We start from the raw sequence: 17,065 nt of genomic DNA, 5'->3' as shown, positions 1-17,065 counted from the left end.
TCGAATCCGGTTTATCTATACACTATTATTAACAAAAACTCAAGCAGATGTATTCGAGGATGATAACTTAATTCCCAAAACTTGGGTATAAGCTCCTCGTGCTTGAGTAACGCCTATTGTGCGTTCGGCTGATTCTATCATCGGACGACGCAAACTAACAACTATAAATTGGGCTTGCTGGGCTTGTTGCTTAATCATTCTTGACAATCTTTCAACGTTTGCTCCATCAAGAAACATATCTACTTCATCAAAGGCGTAAAAGGGTGAGGGGCGATAGCGTTGTAGGGCAAAAATGAAACTTAAGGCGGTGAGGGATTTTTCACCCCCAGACATGGAGGCGAGTCTTTGTACTGGTTTTCCTTTGGGGTGGGCGACTAAATTTAAGCCGCTATTAAAGGGGTCTTCGGGATCATCTAGTTGCAGGTAGCCGTCGCCGTCGGACAGGGTGGCGAAGATTGATTGAAAGTTTTCGTTTACTGCGTCAAAGGCTTCTTTAAAGGCTATTTGCCGCAAGGTGGTGAAGTTTTCAATTCTTAACAATAATTCGGTGCGTTCTCCTTCTAATGTCTCCAATTTTTGCGATAATTCTTCTAGGCGCTTTTGCGTGCGTTCGTATTCTTCCAACGCCAGCATATTCACAGGTTCCATTGCTTGGAGACGTTTGGCAAGCGATCGCAATTCTTTCTGCAATTCTTCCAAGTCTACCTTATCTGGTACTTCCGGTAATGGGTTAGGTAACTCAGGTACTAATTCTTGTAACTGAGTTTGCAAAACTGTTAAATCTTCTCGGCGCTTGAGTTGGGATTCTTCTAACTTTTGAATTTCCCATTCTAATTGTTGCTGACGTAGCAGGTGCGATCGCAATTCCTGTTCAATAGCGTCGCGTTTTTGTTTCTCCTCACCCAAATGTTTTTCCAGTTCGGTTAGTTTAGTACGAGTTTCCGAGATTTGCGTCGCCAGTGCTGAATGCTGACTGCTGAGGGAAGATAATTGATTTTGTTGGGTTTGTTGTTCTTGTTGATATTGGGTAATGCGTTGTTCGCCTTCTTGGATGCGTTCTTGGAGGCGTTGTTGTTGATTTTCTAGATTTTTCAGGCGTTGTTCGGCTTCCCTTAAGGCGGTTTCCCGTTGTTGGAGTTGTTGTTCTTGGGTTTTAATTGTCGCCTGAATTTGTTGCCATTCACTGGGAGTTTGGGAGGCTTCTAACTCGGCTAGGGTTTGACGTAGTTGTTGTAATTGAGTTTCTTGTCCTGGTAATTCTTTATCCAAAACTTCTAGGCGTGACTGGGCGGTGGTAAATTTTTCGGTGTTGTGGGTGAGTTGCGATCGCGTCGCTTCTAACTGACTTGTTAAACTCTTAATATCCTTCTGCAACTGTTCCAACTGTAACTGCTGTTCCCGCCTTGCTTGACGCGCTTCTGTTAGTTCTTGCGACAGTTGTTTGCTTTTGATGGTTAAATTAGCGATCGCATCACCACAACGGTCTAAAATCCGATCTATATCCGCCAAACGCTGCTTCAATGCAACCGCTTCCTCTGACTCGGCGGTTTCCGTATTCCCGAACCGCAACGCTGAACGCTGGTTACTACTACCCCCAGTCATAGCGCCACTGGTTTCTAGTAATTCCCCATCCAAGGTAACGATGCGATATAAGCCGAGATTTTTCCGCGCCGTTTCCAAATTGGCGAAAACTACCGTATTCCCGAAAACGTAATTGAAGATATCTTTGTAACGGCGATCGCAATCGACCAAATTTACAGCATAGTTAATATAACCACTAGCTAAACGCAATGTGGCATCTTGGGTAAATTTAGGAGCCTGAATCTTATTTAACGGTAAAAACGTCGCTCTCCCCGCCCGCTTTTGTTTCAACAATTCAATTCCGGCGGCGGCGACTCCATCATCCTCCACCACAATATGTCCCAACCGCGCCCCAGCCGCAATTTCCAACGCCAACTGAAACCGGGGTTCCACCCTTCCCAAATGTACCACCAAGCCGCACACCCCAGGCAAACCCGACTGGATAATTACCTTACTGGCTTGAGTTCCCTGTACCTCTTGCTGCGCTTGTGCTTGTGCGTCAATTTTATCTAGTTGACGTTGCTTATCTCGTTGTTCTTGCAGAAGCCGCTTTTGGGTGTCTTGCTGAATTTGTAATTCCTGTTCTGTGGCTGCGAGATTTTGCGCTAACTCTTGGATGGGTTCGCTAGATGTATTAAATTGTGTTTCTAAACCAGTACAATCAGCCTGCTTTTGTGCTAATTGTGGTTCTAAACTGGCGATTAACTGCGTTTGCTCCTCAATTAACTGCTGCAGTTGATTATTCCTTTCCCTTAACTGCGCCTGTTCCGTCCGTTGCGGTTCCAGGGTTTGCAATACAGTTTCAATTTGACGGTTCAAAGCTGTTTGCTGCTGTACCCAAGCTTCCGAAGCTGAGGCGATTTCGGCGGCGGCTTCGCGGGAATTTTCCAAAGCTTGTTGGGCTTCATCCCGTTGCTGCTGACAGTATACGATAGATTGGCGCTCTAACTCCTGAGCTTGGGCAATTTCCCCCAACGCCTGCTGATGCTTGTGAATATCTTCCCCAGTCTGCGCCAACCGCCTAGCAGTGGCTTGAACAGCCGCTTCTAACTCGCTTTGCTGACGCTGCAGTTGCTTCCGTTCCGCCTCCTGCGTCGCCAAAGTAGACTGTACCGCCAACAGTTCCTCCTCCCCCATCGCTTTCACATGGGCGTTGAGTTCTTCCAACTGGGCAGTTTTCTCAGCAATTTCAGTATTTAAACTGGTAAGCTGGGTTGTGAGTTCCGCATAATTGCGATCGCCTGCTTGAATTTGGGTGGCTAACTTCTCCTGCTGCGCTTGCAGAGAACGCCAAGACAACACCGCTTCCCAAGATTGCTTTTCTAAATACTCCGTGCGTAACTTCTGATACTTTTCCGCCTTCGCCCGGTCTTGGGAGAGGCGATCGCGTTGTAAAGTTAACTCATTCTCAATAATCCGACAACTATCTTCCTTTTCCTTAACCTCATCCAGAGTTCCCTTAGCTTGATGAATCTTGCGGTCAAAAGCCGCCACACCCGCCAACTCATCAATAATTTCCCGCCGTTCCTTCCCCTTCATGGAAATAATACTGGTGACATCCCCCTGTAACACCACATTATAACCTTCAGGGTAAATTCTTAACTTCTCCAACTCCTCATGTAATTCCGTCTGCGTCGCCGAAATCCCATTGATATAGTAATTCGACGTATAACTCCCCTGATGCGTCACCCGCAACTTGCGAGTTACACTCCATTCGGTCGGGGACTGGTGAGACAGCGCTGCAGGAGGGTTTCCCTCCGTAGGCGACTGCGTTCGCCCTTGGCGTGCCGAAGGCATACCCGGAGGGGTACTGGGGACTGGGGACTGGGAATCTTCCTCTCCTTCCTCCCTTTGCGTTTTTGCGCCTTTGCGTGAAACTTCCTCCGACAAATCAAACGTCACAGTCACAATAGCTTCCACCGCCGAACGACTTTTCGCCGTTTGATTATTATTAACCAAATCGGGCAGGCGATCGGCACGCATCCCCTTAGAACTAGCCAACCCCAAACAAAACAGCAGCGCATCCAAAATATTAGACTTCCCCGAACCATTAGGCCCAGATATGACAGTGAACCCCGGCAATAACGGGACTGCTGTAGTACCGCCGAAGGATTTGAAGTTGGTAAGTTCTACGCGCTTGATATGCACCATGCAGTGCTAGTTAACTCAGTTAATGAAGAACAAGTGTATCAATTTATCAAAATTTAGCAACAGGTTAGCACGAATATTTTCAGAATGTGTCAGTTAGAGTATGAACCCTTACCACAAAGTATCTAAGAGCATTTGTTGATATGGTTATCTGCTAATAGTACAAATGTACAGTAGATAATGGAAGTAATCAACAGATAACTGAAAAAATTTAGTGGATGCACCTTATAAACAAGTTTCTCGTTGGAAATGAACAGACAAGCAGACCAAAATTAAACTATTTATGTTCTTAATTAGCGTCAATGATGAAACATACAATAAATATTCGAGAAGTATCGGAAGCAGAAATGAATGTGAAAGGTGGTTTTCTGCCAATGCTTGTAGTCTTGGCAATATTGTTGTATCCCACCGATGCCTACTAAACATTTAAGCAATTACTAGGATAATGGTTGAAATTACAGGAATATAGAGAATAATCAAATATCAGTGATGATGAATTTAATTATTCTCTATTTTTTTAATTTATTTATCTTCCACAAGTAAGCTTTTAACTAATTCAACTTATTTAGAAGCTGATTCTAAATATAAACAGCTTAAACTCGTAGGAAATTGATTGCAATATACTTTTCTAAATTGCTGAGGTTCAAATTCATCATTACTTCTTTCTGGCTTTTTATTTAGAGGTATCCTAAATTCCAGTGTCTTTTTCTCGTCTTCTGTTAAATAGGTTATCATCCATGTTCCATACTTAACCAATTCGTGATCCTTTGAGAAGTTACCTAGATTGACTTTATCAGTACCGGAAAATGTACACATTTTTTCAGGAGAAAACTTTTCACAGGCTTTTTGATCAAGAGTAAAAGTTAGGTTGAGAGTTTTTTTATCAAACCAGTTTGTTCCTCCTGTCCAAAAGTTTCTATTAGCTTCTGTATAAAGAACGTAAACATCTCCTGATTCACTATCAACTGTCATCCGCACCCATCCACCACTACTAAATATGGTCAACGTATTTCCGAATATATTAGATTTAATGGTATAAAGTAGGGGGTTGTAGCCGTATTTATCTTTAAAGCTTAGAAGAAATTTTTTCATTTCTTCTTCTTGTTTTTGCTTTTGCGACTCTTGGATTTCCTGCTGTCTTCTTTCAAGCTCTAGGCGGCTACGTTCCTGCGATTGTTTGAGTTCACATAAAATGCTTCTAGGCAATTTTATGCAAATATCTGTGTTTGCTTCCTCTGAAAGAGCTTTATCTATAGTAATAGGTAAACAAGAAATTAAACAAAATAAATAAATTCCTATCTTAAATTTCATAACGACCCTCCCGAATTTGTTCATATCGTAGATATTGACTGTATAGAACCGAGTCTAAATTATTGATTTTCTGATTAGGGATACATTTTATAAGGTAAATAAAGAATATGAGTATTATATGAAAATAGCCGTATTTATTGTTTATATGTATTTCCAAGGCTGAGTTAATACTTATAAAAGAGTATATTTTTATTAATTTCATATAATTGAATAATTTGCCAAGTTTCTGATGAATATACATATATGAATTTTACGAAACAATGATCCTAATTTACCTTGCCATCTACATTGATGGAAAAGTATTTGCAATTCATCTATGTAGCCTTAAGTAGCATATAATACTTTATATCTGTATTTTCGTCAACTTTAATCAATTTTTTATATGTTCAAAATAAACAGAAATAATTGTGACATTTTTGATACAAATTTGTTAAGAATAGTTACAGCACCCGTAACGCAAGGAAATAATTCTTATGGTTGAAGCACTTGAGAACACCCCACCCCACAAGGTCGTAATTATCGGCGGCGGTTTTGGTGGCTTGTATGCAGCAAAGTCACTGGCGAAAGCTAAAGTAGATGTGACTCTGATTGATAAACGGAATTTTCACCTATTTCAACCACTACTTTACCAAGTTGCTACAGGTACGCTGTCACCATCGGATATTTCCTCGCCTCTGCGTGCAGTATTGAGTAAGAGCAAGAATACAAAGGTTTTGCTGGGAGAAGTGAGCGATATTGACCCAGCAAGCCAACAAGTGGTGATGGGAGATGAAAAAATCCCCTACGATACCTTAATTGTCGCCACAGGTGCAAAGCATTCCTATTTTGGTAAGGATAACTGGGAAGAGTTTGCGCCTGGGTTGAAAACTGTAGAAGATGCAATTGAAATGCGTCGCCGCATCTTTTCGGCGTTTGAAGCAGCAGAAAAAGAAACAGACCCCGAAAAACGCCGTGCTTGGTTAACTTTTGTGATTGTGGGTGGCGGCCCTACTGGGGTAGAATTAGCTGGTGCGATCGCCGAATTAGCCTACAAAACCCTCAAAGAAGATTTCCGCAACATCGACACCACAGAAGCGCAAGTCATCCTCCTCGAAGGTTTAGAACGAGTCCTCCCACCCTTTGCGCCAGAATTATCCCAAGAAGCCGAAGCATCTTTGAAACAGTTGGGTGTGAAAGTCCAAACAAAAACCTTCGTCACGAATATTGAGAATGATATCGTTAGCATCAAACAAGGCGATGAAGTCAAAGAAATTGCTTCAAAGACTGTATTATGGGCAGCAGGTGTCAAAGCCTCGGCAATGGGTAAGGTCTTAGCTGAAAAAACTGGGGTAGAATGCGATCGCGCAGGACGAGTTATCGTTGAATCAGACTTGAGTATTAAGGGACATAACAATATTTTCGTCGTGGGAGACTTAGCCAACTTCTCTCACCAAAACGGTAAACCCCTCCCCGGTGTCGCACCAGTCGCCAAACAAGAAGGCGAATACGTCGCCAAATTAGTGCAGAAACGTCTACAAGGTCAAACTCTGCCAGCATTTAAATACAACGATTATGGTAGTTTAGCCATGATTGGGCAAAATGCAGCCGTTGTTGACTTAGGTTTCATGAAGTTGAAAGGCTTCTTTGCTTGGTTGTTCTGGCTAGTAATTCATATCTACTTCCTCATCGAGTTTAACAATAAGTTAGTCGTCATGATTCAGTGGGCATGGAATTATGTTACCCGTAATCGTGGCGCTCGATTGATTACAGGTAGAGATGTTTCTCCCGTAGTGAATACTGTTAACAATAACGGTCATTACCAGCCGACAGAAAACAGGCTACCAGTAAATGCTTAGGGAATAAGGGACAGGGTACAGGGAAATTTTTCTCATCTCTAGCCTTTATCAAAAATATCCAAAATGTAGGGTGCGTCAGTGAGAGAAACCCTAGCCATACCAAAAAAATACTCATACTGACGCACCCTACTAACTGCATACAAGCTAAAAACTTGTGGAATAGGTATCGTACCTCATATGGGTAAAATGCTTATTCCACAATTATTTTTAACGTGAGTTCGATGAACCTCTCCCTCCCAACCTCCCTTTGCTAAAAGGCGTTGGCGTTGGCGTAGTAGCGTGTCTAGACTAAAATATTGCATCGCAATTCTGGTTTAATGTTGCTGTAGCTACGTCCCATATTGGGGAAATTAGCTAAATATTTGCATTTCTTTTCAAATTCATCAACAAAACGCTCTCCCGCATCAATATTTCTATTTTTCTATTTCCGGTTGAAGTTGGATATTCATGATTGATTCTGGTATGTAACCTCATATCAATTTTATGAGTAACTCTAGTGCGATCGCAATTACTACATACAGCTTAAATATGCCTGCTTAGGCTAATTTTTCTCTTTGGCAATACAGATGATCACAGTATAACGCCCAGGCTACACCAAATAAACCACTTAGGGAAAGAGCGATCGCAGCTGTCACTCCCCATCCCAAAGGCCCAGTCCAATTTGTCATCTCTTTGATAATTGCTGTACTAACTTTGCTAACTACATAAGTTGTTCCGGCTGCACTGGCTGTAATTAAACCTATTTCTGCTAATATTTCTAACATTTCTTTATTTAATAAATCTTCTTCAAAATAAATCTTCCAAATACTCGTATACATCAAACCATCAGAAGCAGTTAATACTATTTGCTTGGATATTTCTCCCCCTGGAGTTGGCGCGGCTGTAGCTGTACCGCTACCAATGGAATATGTGGCGATCGCTAATACTGTTTCTAGTCTTTTTTTACCTATATTACTCATTGTGAATATCACCTATTCTGCCAAATACAATGTAGCGATAGATGTAGACATAGGTAATTGCTAAAAGCATCTATCACCTATTTTTTTACCCTGTATTTGATAACTTTATTTGTTCAGAACAATTAACAACTGATAAGCACCAGCTTAATAAATAAAGTCCGCTTGCGCGGACTAAGGACATTGGATAAGGTTAGGTTATTACCAAGATGGCCTACTATTTTCTAGAGGCTGATTCTATTGTTGATGAAGAAATAATATAAATCAAGTATTTCCAACTAACTTTTTAGACATAACAACTGCGTTTATGTCTGCAATTTAGCGGAATAAGCCCTAGTAGAGAAGGGGAGTTAGAAATGAAACCTCTCTTTTTGTAGAAGAGAGGTTAGAAAAATCAGCCGAGTATCACGTAATCTGATACGGATGCAGAAAATGTTTGCAACATATCGATTATCTGTGGCATTCTTTTTTCAATTTGATATACAGCATATTTTGGGTAAATGAGGTACAAGCGTAAAACCCAAAACCATGTAGAGGCGTTACATATAACGTCTCTACAGTATTTCACGAATAGCGAAACTGCTGTAACTTTTATTGTCTAATAATTTGCTATTGATAGCGGCGTAACTTATATTGAGTATTTAACTGGATATTACAGTTAGCAGGACTATAATTAAAGCTACAGGTATAGGTTCCTAGTAACTCTTTTTGATAGTTAAACACTCTGACGTTATAACCATCCCTTCTAGCAGTACTACCCAGGCGATTGATAAAGTTATAACGTTCTAAGTAGTCTAACAAGCTCCAAATTTGCTGATTTACAATTAAATCTACTCGTCGGGATTCATTTTCAGTTGCTGGATAAGCTATCCAATTATCTAACAGTTTGTTTTCAGAAATATCTTTTGCCCACCATAAGCTAGGAGTACTTAATCCTGATAAATTAATAGTATTAGCTGTATTGACCAATTCCTTTGGCTTTGTTAATAAATCTAATTCTAAAGGTGCTTCTGAAGGTTGGGGAATTGCTGATGTTTGGGCGAGTGACGAGGAAATCGGAAAAAAAGGAATAATGCTGAGAGTTATGGTTAGTAATAAGGAAAATTTGTATCTAAGCATAACTTAAATAAAGAGTCTAGAGGGTAGAGGCTAGGGGTTATATCATGTTCGCTTAAATACTTATCATATCGTCAAGGTTGGTCATTGGTAATGGGTAATTGGTAATTGTTTTCTCCGATTACCAATTACCTATTACCCATTACCGACCAAAGCAATTATATTATAAGTAATTAGCCGAACTTGATATTAGAGAGAGTAAAGTATATTGATTTATGACTACCTGTGATTAAATTTTAGTAGCCACTATACGTATTCGTCGATAATCTGCTGTCCAAGTTCCTTGGTGATAGAGTTTTGCTTGTAAAGATTTTTCTACTTCACGTATCACTTGTACTTGTTGGTCAGAAGATAACCCTACTAAAAAATTACTGGCGAACATCTTAATCCAGTTTGCCATACCGATTTCACTTTCAGCTAGAGGTGTGGGACGGTCGAATAATACTGCATAGATGACATCAAAGCCTTGTGCCTCTAGTAGATTAGCGTATTCACCAATACTAGGAAAATACCAGGGACTTAGTGTTTGGGGATGGGGAATATCAATGGCGGCTAAAGCGTTACATAAAGCTTCAAAGATTTGTTGTACGTTACCTTTTCCACCGAACTCAGCCACGAAACGCCCTCCTGATTTTAGGGCTTGATGTATGCAGGCGATCGCAGCTGACGGTTCTTTCACCCAATGCAGCACAGCATTAGAAAATACCGCATCTAACGGTTTCTCTACCTGCAAGTTCCGCGCATCAGCTACTTCAAAACGCAAATGAGGATAGTTCTGTCTAGCCTTTTCAATCATTGTGACTGAACTATCAACTCCTAACACCTCAGCACCAAACTCGGCAATTTTCTCTGTCAGTTGTCCAGTACCACAACCCAAATCTAAGATAAATTCTCCCGCTTGGGGATTGAGTAATTGCAATAAATCTTCGCCATATTGCCATACAAAACTATGTTTATCTTGATATAAGCTGGCATTCCAAGAGTTTTTAGCGGTCATAAGATTATTTATAATTCATTTAATACCAATTCTATAGGAATCCGATTTTATTTCTGAAAAATCTCAGTATATGTAGGGTAGGGAGTGCATCGCCAAAGCCATGATATGGTGGGTTACGTCTATTTCCAAAACCAAGTATGCGTCTATATATGAGGTTTCGCTATATCGATTATGTAGAGATTGATATATAGCGTTTCCTAGTTTGCTGAGGTAAAAATTTATCTGCGTTTATCTGCGTTTATCTGCGTTTAATTATTCTTACCTCTCACTGGAGTAAGAAAAGTATCATTTCCCAAATAGAAATATCATAAGGTGGGCAGTGCAGCGCCCTACAAATAATCAAAGAATTTTTCAATTAAACTATTGTCTGTTTGTGAACTTTGTTATCTTTAGATGTAATACTTCTAATTATGTAAAGCAAATTCTGCCAACAACTTCTCCACGCTAGCATTGTGATCAAGAAATGAAAACAAATGCTTGTAAGTGAGTCTGCCGTTTTTATCTAATACAAACTGGGCTGGTAAAGGTGCGCCTAATGCTTGACCTACTTGATAAGTACGAAATACTCTACAACTAGGGTCACTCAACAACGGCATTTTTAAACCCAAATCTCTCACAACTATTTGACTTTGCCTTTCGTCAGTACTCGTAACTAATAAAACTTCTATACCGCGATTGGTAAATTGTTCATAGTTTTCGTTTAAAGCTTTAATATGAGGAAAGCAAAAAGGACAATATTGTTTTTCAGTAAAAATCCGGGTAAAAGCTAACAGTACAGGCTGTTTACCTCGATAATTTGATAACTTAACTACTGTGCCGTTGGTAATATCTGGTAATTGAAAATCTGGGGTTCCTACATCTAGTCTTAATTCATTGCTAGCGGGAATAGGCACGAAATTACGAAAGAATCTTTCATTAAATAAGCCAGTAAAATTTGTTGATGTCAGCATATTTTTATTCCTAAATTATCAATAGTAACTGTAGGGTGGGCAATGCCCACCAAAACGATGATATGGTGGGCATTGCCCACCCTACGTATGTTTCAAAAATCAAGTAGGAATTTTATAGTAGTTATCAGATAGATTAGGACATAAACTAATTATAAATTAAAGAAAAACAAAAATAATGCCACAGATAAACAACCAAATAAACACCGATTTTATATTTGTGTCTATCTGTATTTATATGTGGTATGGATAATGCCCTACTTTGACCTTTGTCAGCAGGGTAGAAGTTAAAAGTATTCTCAATAATCGAATTGATTAGATAGTGCTTAGTAGCTGTATCAGTTATCAGGTGATGTTAACTGATAACTGTTAACTGATAACTGATAACTGATAACTTCTACACAGCAGCGAAGTAAACTTTGGACTTCACAGGGTCGGGAGTCATGGTTTTTTCGCCAGGTTGCCAACCAGCAGGGCAAACTTCATCTGGGTGAGACTGAACATATTGAATTGCTTGTAATGTACGCAATGTTTCATCAACGCTGCGACCAAAAGCTAGGTTATTGATGGTAGCGTGCTGGATGACACCATCTTTGTCGATGATGAATAGACCACGTAAAGCAATACCTGCTGCTGGGTCTAGTACGTTGTAAGCGGCGCTGACCTCTTTCTTAATATCGGAAACTAGGGGATAATTTAGGTCGCCAACACCACCAGACTTGCGATCGGTTTGTATCCAAGCTAGGTGGGAGAATTCGCTATCAACGGAAACACCGAGAATTTCGGTGTTAATTTTCTTAAATTCTTCGTAGCGATCGCTAAATGCTGTGATCTCAGTGGGGCAAACAAAGGTAAAGTCTAGGGGGTAGAAGAATAAGACAACATACTTACCACGATAGTCGGAAAGCTTAATTGTCTTAAATTCCTGATCAACCACAGCAGTTGCTGTAAAATCGGGAGCCTGTTGACCAACGCGGAGGCTGCCTTCTATTCCGTAAGTGATGGACATTAACTTAATTCTCCTTCAACTTATATCGTTTTACTTGGTGTTGGAGTTTGGGTTAGGAATAAACTACCCATCCACGCTTTCACCCTATCGGGGACTCTACGAGCAGCCCTACGGAGTACGCAGTCCTTTAGGGCTGTCTCACAGTTTAATTACGATCTGTTACGACTATATCATAGTCATAACGATTTTGAGTAGCCAATGGATGATTTAGATACAAGAGAATGGTTACTGACCAATGGCTTAGGCAGTTTTGCCAGTGGTACAGTTTCGGATATCCGTACCAGAACCTACCACGGTTGGCTATTTGCTGCCACACATCCACCTAGTGAACGTACCCTGCTGCTGTCGCACCTGGAAGCTAGCTTGGAAATATCAGGTAAAGTGGTGGCTTTGGGAACCAATATCTGGGGTTCAGGTGAGATTACACCAACAGGTTATAAGCTCTTACGTTCCTTTGATATTAACCCAGTTCCCAAATGGATTTGGGGTGAGGGAGATTGGCAATTAAGTCGGCAACTTGTTATGCCCTATGGGGCTGGGGACTGGGGACTGGGGAGCAGGGGAGCAGGGGAGCAGGGGAAGAAATTCTTACTCAGCACTCAGGAATCACAATTTTGTCATCGGTTGTTAATTCAATATCGTTATGAAGGTAGAGAGACGGCTGTATTAAGGCTGCGATTGTTAATTGCCGATCGCAATTTTCACCATCAACAAACACACAGTTCAGATATACAATTTTCTCAAGTTCTGGGTGATCAACAAATTTGCTTGCAAGCAATGTTTTCTGGGCGCTTTGGGACACCTTGGCAGTTGCGGTGGTCACAAGGAGAATATCAAGCAAATGCTGTTTGGTACTGGCATTATGGCTTACCAGAAGAGACACAAAGGGGATTAGGCGATCGCGAAGACCTCCATAGCCCTGGTTATTTAACAGTGACACTCCAACCTGGAGATACAGTCACCTTAGAAGCAAGCATGGGTTTTCCTGTGGAACCAACAGATTCCCTCACCAGCGACACCTTCACAGAAGCCCTGGAAGCAGAGCAAGAAAGGCTGGCTCAGGTGTTTGGGTGGGGACTGGGGACTGGGGGAGATGGGGAAGATGAGGAAGTGGGGGGAGATGGGGAAGTAGGGGGAGATGGGGAAGAGTTCTCATACACCTTTTCTCCCTCATCCCCCTCATCCCCCCAGTCCCCAATCTACCAGCAACTACTCAAAGCAGGGGATCAATTTGTTGTTTATCGTGATTCCATTGCTGGCCCTACGGTGATAGCTGGTTATCACTGGTTCAATGATTGGGGGCGTGATACTTTAATTGCTTTACCGGGTTTAGCCTTAGTACCACAGCGTTTTGGATTAGCAAAAGGGTTATTGCAGACCTTTGGGCGTTATTGTCGCCACGGTTTAATCCCTAATGCTTTCCCGGATGTGGAAAGTGAGCCTTATTACAACAGTATTGATGCGGCTCTATGGTGGATTGAAACTTTAGGGCTGTATTTGGAAGCTACCCAAGATTGGGAATTTCTGGCGGAGCAGTTTCCAACTGTACAGCAAATTTACAAGGCATATTTTGGCGGTACACGCTATAACATTCAGGTTGATGCTAATGATGGATTAGTGGGTTGGGATGCTCGCGGTGTGGCGCTGACTTGGATGGATGCAGTCATAGGGGGAGAACCGATAACTCCCCGTCCGGGTAAACCAGTAGAAATTAACGCTCTGTGGTATTCTGCTTTATGTTGGCTGAGTCAATGGGCTGAACGTTTGAGCCAGCTTGATTTAGGTGATGCAGAGCGTCTGGCAAAACAGGGGCGGCGTTATGCTCAACAAGCGCAACAGGTGAAAAGTTCTTTGCAAAAGTTCTGGAATTCTCAGCTGGGTTATTTGTACGACACTATTGATTTAGACGATCGCCGCAACGCCCAAATTCGCCCCAATGCAGTTTTAGCCCTATCTTTACACCATTGCGGGTTTTCCGGGCAACAGGGACAGCAAATATTAGACTTGGCGACTTACCGCTTGCTCACTCCCTATGGTTTGCGTAGCCTTGACCCCGCCGACCCCGAATATATCGGTAAATATGAAGGTAATCCCGAAAAACGCGATCGCGCTTATCACCAAGGTACAGTTTGGACTTGGTTAATTGGGCCTTTCATCCGTGCTTGGCAACGTTTTTACCCACAGCAACCACTACCTTTTGATTGGCAACCTTTATTAGACCACTTTCTTAACGATGCTTGTCTTGGTTCTATTTCCGAAATCTTTGATGGCGACCCTCCCCACCGAGCCAGAGGCGCAGTTGCACAAGCTTGGTCGGTCGCTGAAGTGATTCGACATTTGTAGGGATTGGGGATTGGGGATTGGGAATAGGTTTAAAAATTTGTTATATCGGTATTCCTAATACTAATTCTCCAAAAGATAGCAACAGTAGGGTGGGCATTGCATCGGCATTATCTTGTTATAACTCTCTGATAACTAATATAAATAGGGGCGTACAAATATTAATTGTACGCCCCTACAAACTACCTATTTAATGTAATGACTTACCACACATTTCATCTGAGGAAGATACACAAGGGCGGGCAAGATGCCCACCTCACAAGAGTTTAATTTAATTGTAAGATGCAAGCCAAGTGTTTTTCAGCTTACCATTACCAATTACCAATTACCCATTACCAACCCCAACGATATGATAAGTATTTAAGCCAACTTAAACATTGATTGGCTGTCTATTGTTAGTTTGTGTGTAATTGCTGTTACTATTAGCATCCTCAACATTAGCCAATGCTAAAGATTCTTCACCTGTAATTAATCTAGCGCTACGTTTGCGGGTAAGGTAATTCCAAGCCCACTGCATCATGACTAATAGTTTGTGATCAAACTCAATTAAGAAATAGATGTGAATTAGTAGCCAGAACACCCATGCAGAGAAGCCTGTCAGTTTGAGAAAGCCCAAGTCTACAACGGCTGAATTTTGTCCAATCATGGCTAGGTTGCCGTAATCAGTATATTTGAAGGCTGGCAAAGTTTTACCGCGTAGGCGTTTTTTGATTAATGTCGCGACATATTCGCCTTCTTGCTTGGCTACGGGTGCTACTCCAGGGAGGGGTTGACCGTTTTGGTGAGAGAAGTTAGCTAAGTCGCCAATAACAAAGATATTTTCATATCCCTTAATAGTTAAGTCTGGTTCAACGATAACTCGTCCAGAGCGATCGCATTCTACACCAGTTCTTTGGGCTAAAACTTTGGCCATTGGTGATGCTTGCACACCTGCTGCCCATAATATAGTTTTGGCGGCAATTTCTTTGAACTCATCGCCTTGTTTGAGGGTAACGATATCGTTTTCAATGTTTGTCACCCTGGTTTTGGTATGTACTTCCACACCAAACTGCTTTAAGGATGTTTCTGCTTCTTGGGATAACTCTGGTGCAAGTGCGGGAAGAATACGGTCTGCACCTTGCAGTAGTAAAATTCTGGTTTCTGAGGTGTCGATATGACGGAAATCTTCTTGTAGAGTTTTGTATGCTAATTCGGCGATCGCACCTGCTAATTCTACACCAGTGGGGCCGCCACCGACAATCACAAAGGTCAACAAAGCACGGCGTTTTTCGGGGTCTGTTTCTTGTTCTGCTGCTTCAAATGCTGTGAATATCCGGCGACGCATTTCAATTGCATCTTCTACAGTTTTCAAGCCAGGCGCTACTTCTTGCCAGTCATCCTTACCAAAATAAGAATGCTTTGCACCTGTAGCTACAATTAATGTATCATAGGGTATTGTTTTATCACCCATAACTACTTGTTGTGTTGCTGAATCAATATCTTTGACTTCGCCTAGCAACACTTGTGTATTCTTGCTCTTGCTGAGGACAGAACGCAATGGAGCGGAAATATCTGTAGCTGATAGCGCACCTGTAGCAACTTGATATAAAAGTGGTTGAAATAAATGGAAGTTACGTTTATCGATCAGAGTAACATTTACATTATGGGCGTTAGCTAATCCCTTAGCTGTATATAGTCCACCAAAGCCTCCACCAATGATGACAACCTGATGGGGTGGAATATTCTCAAGTGAAGCTACTTTCATAAATATTTCCTTGTGTTAAGAGCTTTGTAACTATTCTTAATAAATAAGTAACAAAATCTTGATGTTAGTTGCCGTTTGTTCAGAACAATTCAGAAAATTATCAAAGTAGTCAGAGTTACAAATTTGAGGATTTCAGCCCTTTTTTACTAAATACATGCGTTACCAAAATATTTATTTACAATCCTCAAAGCCTTACATAATCAGCATTTTATTTGTTTTCATCTTTAACATACTTGACAAATGCGCTCTTATTTTTTTTTAGAAAAACTTATTTTTATTGAGTATTAATAACTAACAAATCAGTTTATAAAATTTTGAGTATTCACTCACAATATATTAAGAACCATAATGTTATTTATAAGCTAAAAATAATTGTGGAATAAGCATTTTACCCATATGAGGTAAGATACCTATTCCACAAATTTTTAGCTTGTATGCAGTTAGTAGTAGCGTAACCGGACTAAATTTGTGCATTAGCCAACAATATATAATCTGATCATCTGCGTTCATCTGCGTTCAATTTTCTCTAAATCTAATGCAATATTTTAGCCCGGTCGCGCTAGTAGTGGCGTGACAAGACTAAACTTGTGCATTAGCGAAAAATCTAAATTCTTTATTATCGGCGTTTATCGGCGTGTATCGGCGGTTAATATTATTAAATCTATTGCCACATTTTAGCCTTGCCACGATAGTAGCGCGACCGGACTAAAATAGTGCATTAGATGGGGAAAAATCGAACGCAGATGAACGCAGATAAACGCAGATGAACAAGATGTTAGATTGTTAGCTAATGCACAAAATTAGTCCGGTCACGCCACTACAGTTAGTTTGAATATGACACTTGCGTAAGTCCTATTATTGATAATGACCAAAAGAATGGGATACAAGCCCCGTCGTTCTACGACGGCTTTTGTTGATTTCTGATGTACTCCTTTAAGATATCTAAAGGCGCACCTCCTACGGACACGGCAAAATAACTAGGACTCCATAAAGCCTCTTTGTGGGGTTTTTTATATCCAGCTTGTCCATATCTACGACTGGAAACACCTTTCAAAGCGTTAACAATTTGAGAGATAGACAA

11 protein-coding genes are annotated in these 17,065 nt (G+C 41.1%); 2 read left to right on the top strand and 9 right to left on the bottom strand.

Features of this window, described 5'->3' with window-relative positions; genetic code table 11:
* Window positions 1–39 precede the first annotated feature (39 nt).
* Window positions 40–3,732: a chromosome segregation protein SMC gene (gene smc, locus H6G83_RS15230; RefSeq protein ID WP_190473700.1), complete on the bottom strand. Its 3,693-nt coding sequence runs from the start codon at window positions 3,730–3,732 to the stop codon at window positions 40–42.
* Between the two features lie 558 nt (window positions 3,733–4,290).
* Window positions 4,291–5,040 (bottom strand): hypothetical protein, encoded by a 750-nt coding sequence (locus H6G83_RS15225; protein ID WP_190473699.1) that lies wholly within the window; start codon window positions 5,038–5,040, stop codon window positions 4,291–4,293.
* A 473-nt stretch (window positions 5,041–5,513) separates the two neighbouring features.
* Between H6G83_RS15225 and H6G83_RS15220 the strand changes: the two genes are divergently transcribed.
* On the top strand, window positions 5,514–6,875 hold the full coding sequence (locus H6G83_RS15220) for an NAD(P)/FAD-dependent oxidoreductase (RefSeq protein WP_190473698.1): 1,362 nt from the start codon (window positions 5,514–5,516) through the stop codon (window positions 6,873–6,875).
* A 536-nt stretch (window positions 6,876–7,411) separates the two neighbouring features.
* On the opposite strand, the gene H6G83_RS15215 is transcribed toward H6G83_RS15220, so the two are convergent.
* The 5 genes from H6G83_RS15215 to H6G83_RS15195 all read right to left on the bottom strand — a co-directional run bounded on the left by H6G83_RS15215 (window position 7,412) and on the right by H6G83_RS15195 (window position 11,900).
* Window positions 7,412–7,834: a hypothetical protein gene (locus H6G83_RS15215; protein ID WP_190473697.1), complete on the bottom strand. Its 423-nt coding sequence runs from the start codon at window positions 7,832–7,834 to the stop codon at window positions 7,412–7,414.
* A 606-nt stretch (window positions 7,835–8,440) separates the two neighbouring features.
* On the bottom strand, window positions 8,441–8,950 hold the full coding sequence (locus H6G83_RS15210; protein WP_190473696.1) for a hypothetical protein: 510 nt from the start codon (window positions 8,948–8,950) through the stop codon (window positions 8,441–8,443).
* Window positions 8,951–9,176: 226 nt separating this feature from the next.
* Window positions 9,177–9,944, bottom strand: a complete 768-nt coding sequence (locus H6G83_RS15205) for a class I SAM-dependent methyltransferase (protein WP_199328450.1) — start codon at window positions 9,942–9,944, stop codon at window positions 9,177–9,179.
* A gap of 404 nt (window positions 9,945–10,348) precedes the next feature.
* On the bottom strand, window positions 10,349–10,894 hold the full coding sequence (locus H6G83_RS15200; RefSeq protein WP_190473695.1) for a peroxiredoxin family protein: 546 nt from the start codon (window positions 10,892–10,894) through the stop codon (window positions 10,349–10,351).
* Window positions 10,895–11,288: 394 nt separating this feature from the next.
* Window positions 11,289–11,900, bottom strand: a complete 612-nt coding sequence (locus tag H6G83_RS15195; RefSeq protein ID WP_190473694.1) for a peroxiredoxin — start codon at window positions 11,898–11,900, stop codon at window positions 11,289–11,291.
* 198 nt (window positions 11,901–12,098) lie between these two features.
* On the opposite strand from H6G83_RS15195, the gene H6G83_RS15190 reads away from it, so the two are divergent.
* On the top strand, window positions 12,099–14,243 hold the full coding sequence (locus H6G83_RS15190; RefSeq protein WP_190473693.1) for an amylo-alpha-1,6-glucosidase: 2,145 nt from the start codon (window positions 12,099–12,101) through the stop codon (window positions 14,241–14,243).
* Window positions 14,244–14,610: 367 nt separating this feature from the next.
* Here H6G83_RS15190 and H6G83_RS15185 read toward each other — a convergent pair whose 3' ends face one another.
* Window positions 14,611–15,984 (bottom strand): NAD(P)/FAD-dependent oxidoreductase, encoded by a 1,374-nt coding sequence (locus H6G83_RS15185; protein ID WP_190473692.1) that lies wholly within the window; start codon window positions 15,982–15,984, stop codon window positions 14,611–14,613.
* Between the two features lie 898 nt (window positions 15,985–16,882).
* On the bottom strand, window positions 16,883–17,065 hold a 183-nt coding region (locus H6G83_RS15180), incomplete at its 5' end, for a transposase (RefSeq protein WP_190473691.1).

The organism is Anabaena azotica FACHB-119 (assembly GCF_014697625.1).
In the GTDB taxonomy this organism is placed as follows: domain Bacteria; phylum Cyanobacteriota; class Cyanobacteriia; order Cyanobacteriales; family Nostocaceae; genus Trichormus; species Trichormus azoticus_A.
The sequence above is the reverse complement of the archived record's forward strand: the minus strand, read 5'-3'. Positions and strand labels throughout refer to the sequence as shown.

Coding starts and splice junctions, on each gene's coding strand:
- smc (WP_190473700.1), bottom strand. CDS start 3,732: ATGGTGCATATCAAGCGCGTAGAACTTACCAACTTCAAATCCTTCGGC.
- H6G83_RS15225 (WP_190473699.1), bottom strand. CDS start 5,040: ATGAAATTTAAGATAGGAATTTATTTATTTTGTTTAATTTCTTGTTTA.
- H6G83_RS15220 (WP_190473698.1), top strand. CDS start 5,514: ATGGTTGAAGCACTTGAGAACACCCCACCCCACAAGGTCGTAATTATC.
- H6G83_RS15215 (WP_190473697.1), bottom strand. CDS start 7,834: ATGAGTAATATAGGTAAAAAAAGACTAGAAACAGTATTAGCGATCGCC.
- H6G83_RS15210 (WP_190473696.1), bottom strand. CDS start 8,950: ATGCTTAGATACAAATTTTCCTTATTACTAACCATAACTCTCAGCATT.
- H6G83_RS15205 (WP_199328450.1), bottom strand. CDS start 9,944: ATGACCGCTAAAAACTCTTGGAATGCCAGCTTATATCAAGATAAACAT.
- H6G83_RS15200 (WP_190473695.1), bottom strand. CDS start 10,894: ATGCTGACATCAACAAATTTTACTGGCTTATTTAATGAAAGATTCTTT.
- H6G83_RS15195 (WP_190473694.1), bottom strand. CDS start 11,900: ATGTCCATCACTTACGGAATAGAAGGCAGCCTCCGCGTTGGTCAACAG.
- H6G83_RS15190 (WP_190473693.1), top strand. CDS start 12,099: ATGGATGATTTAGATACAAGAGAATGGTTACTGACCAATGGCTTAGGC.
- H6G83_RS15185 (WP_190473692.1), bottom strand. CDS start 15,984: ATGAAAGTAGCTTCACTTGAGAATATTCCACCCCATCAGGTTGTCATC.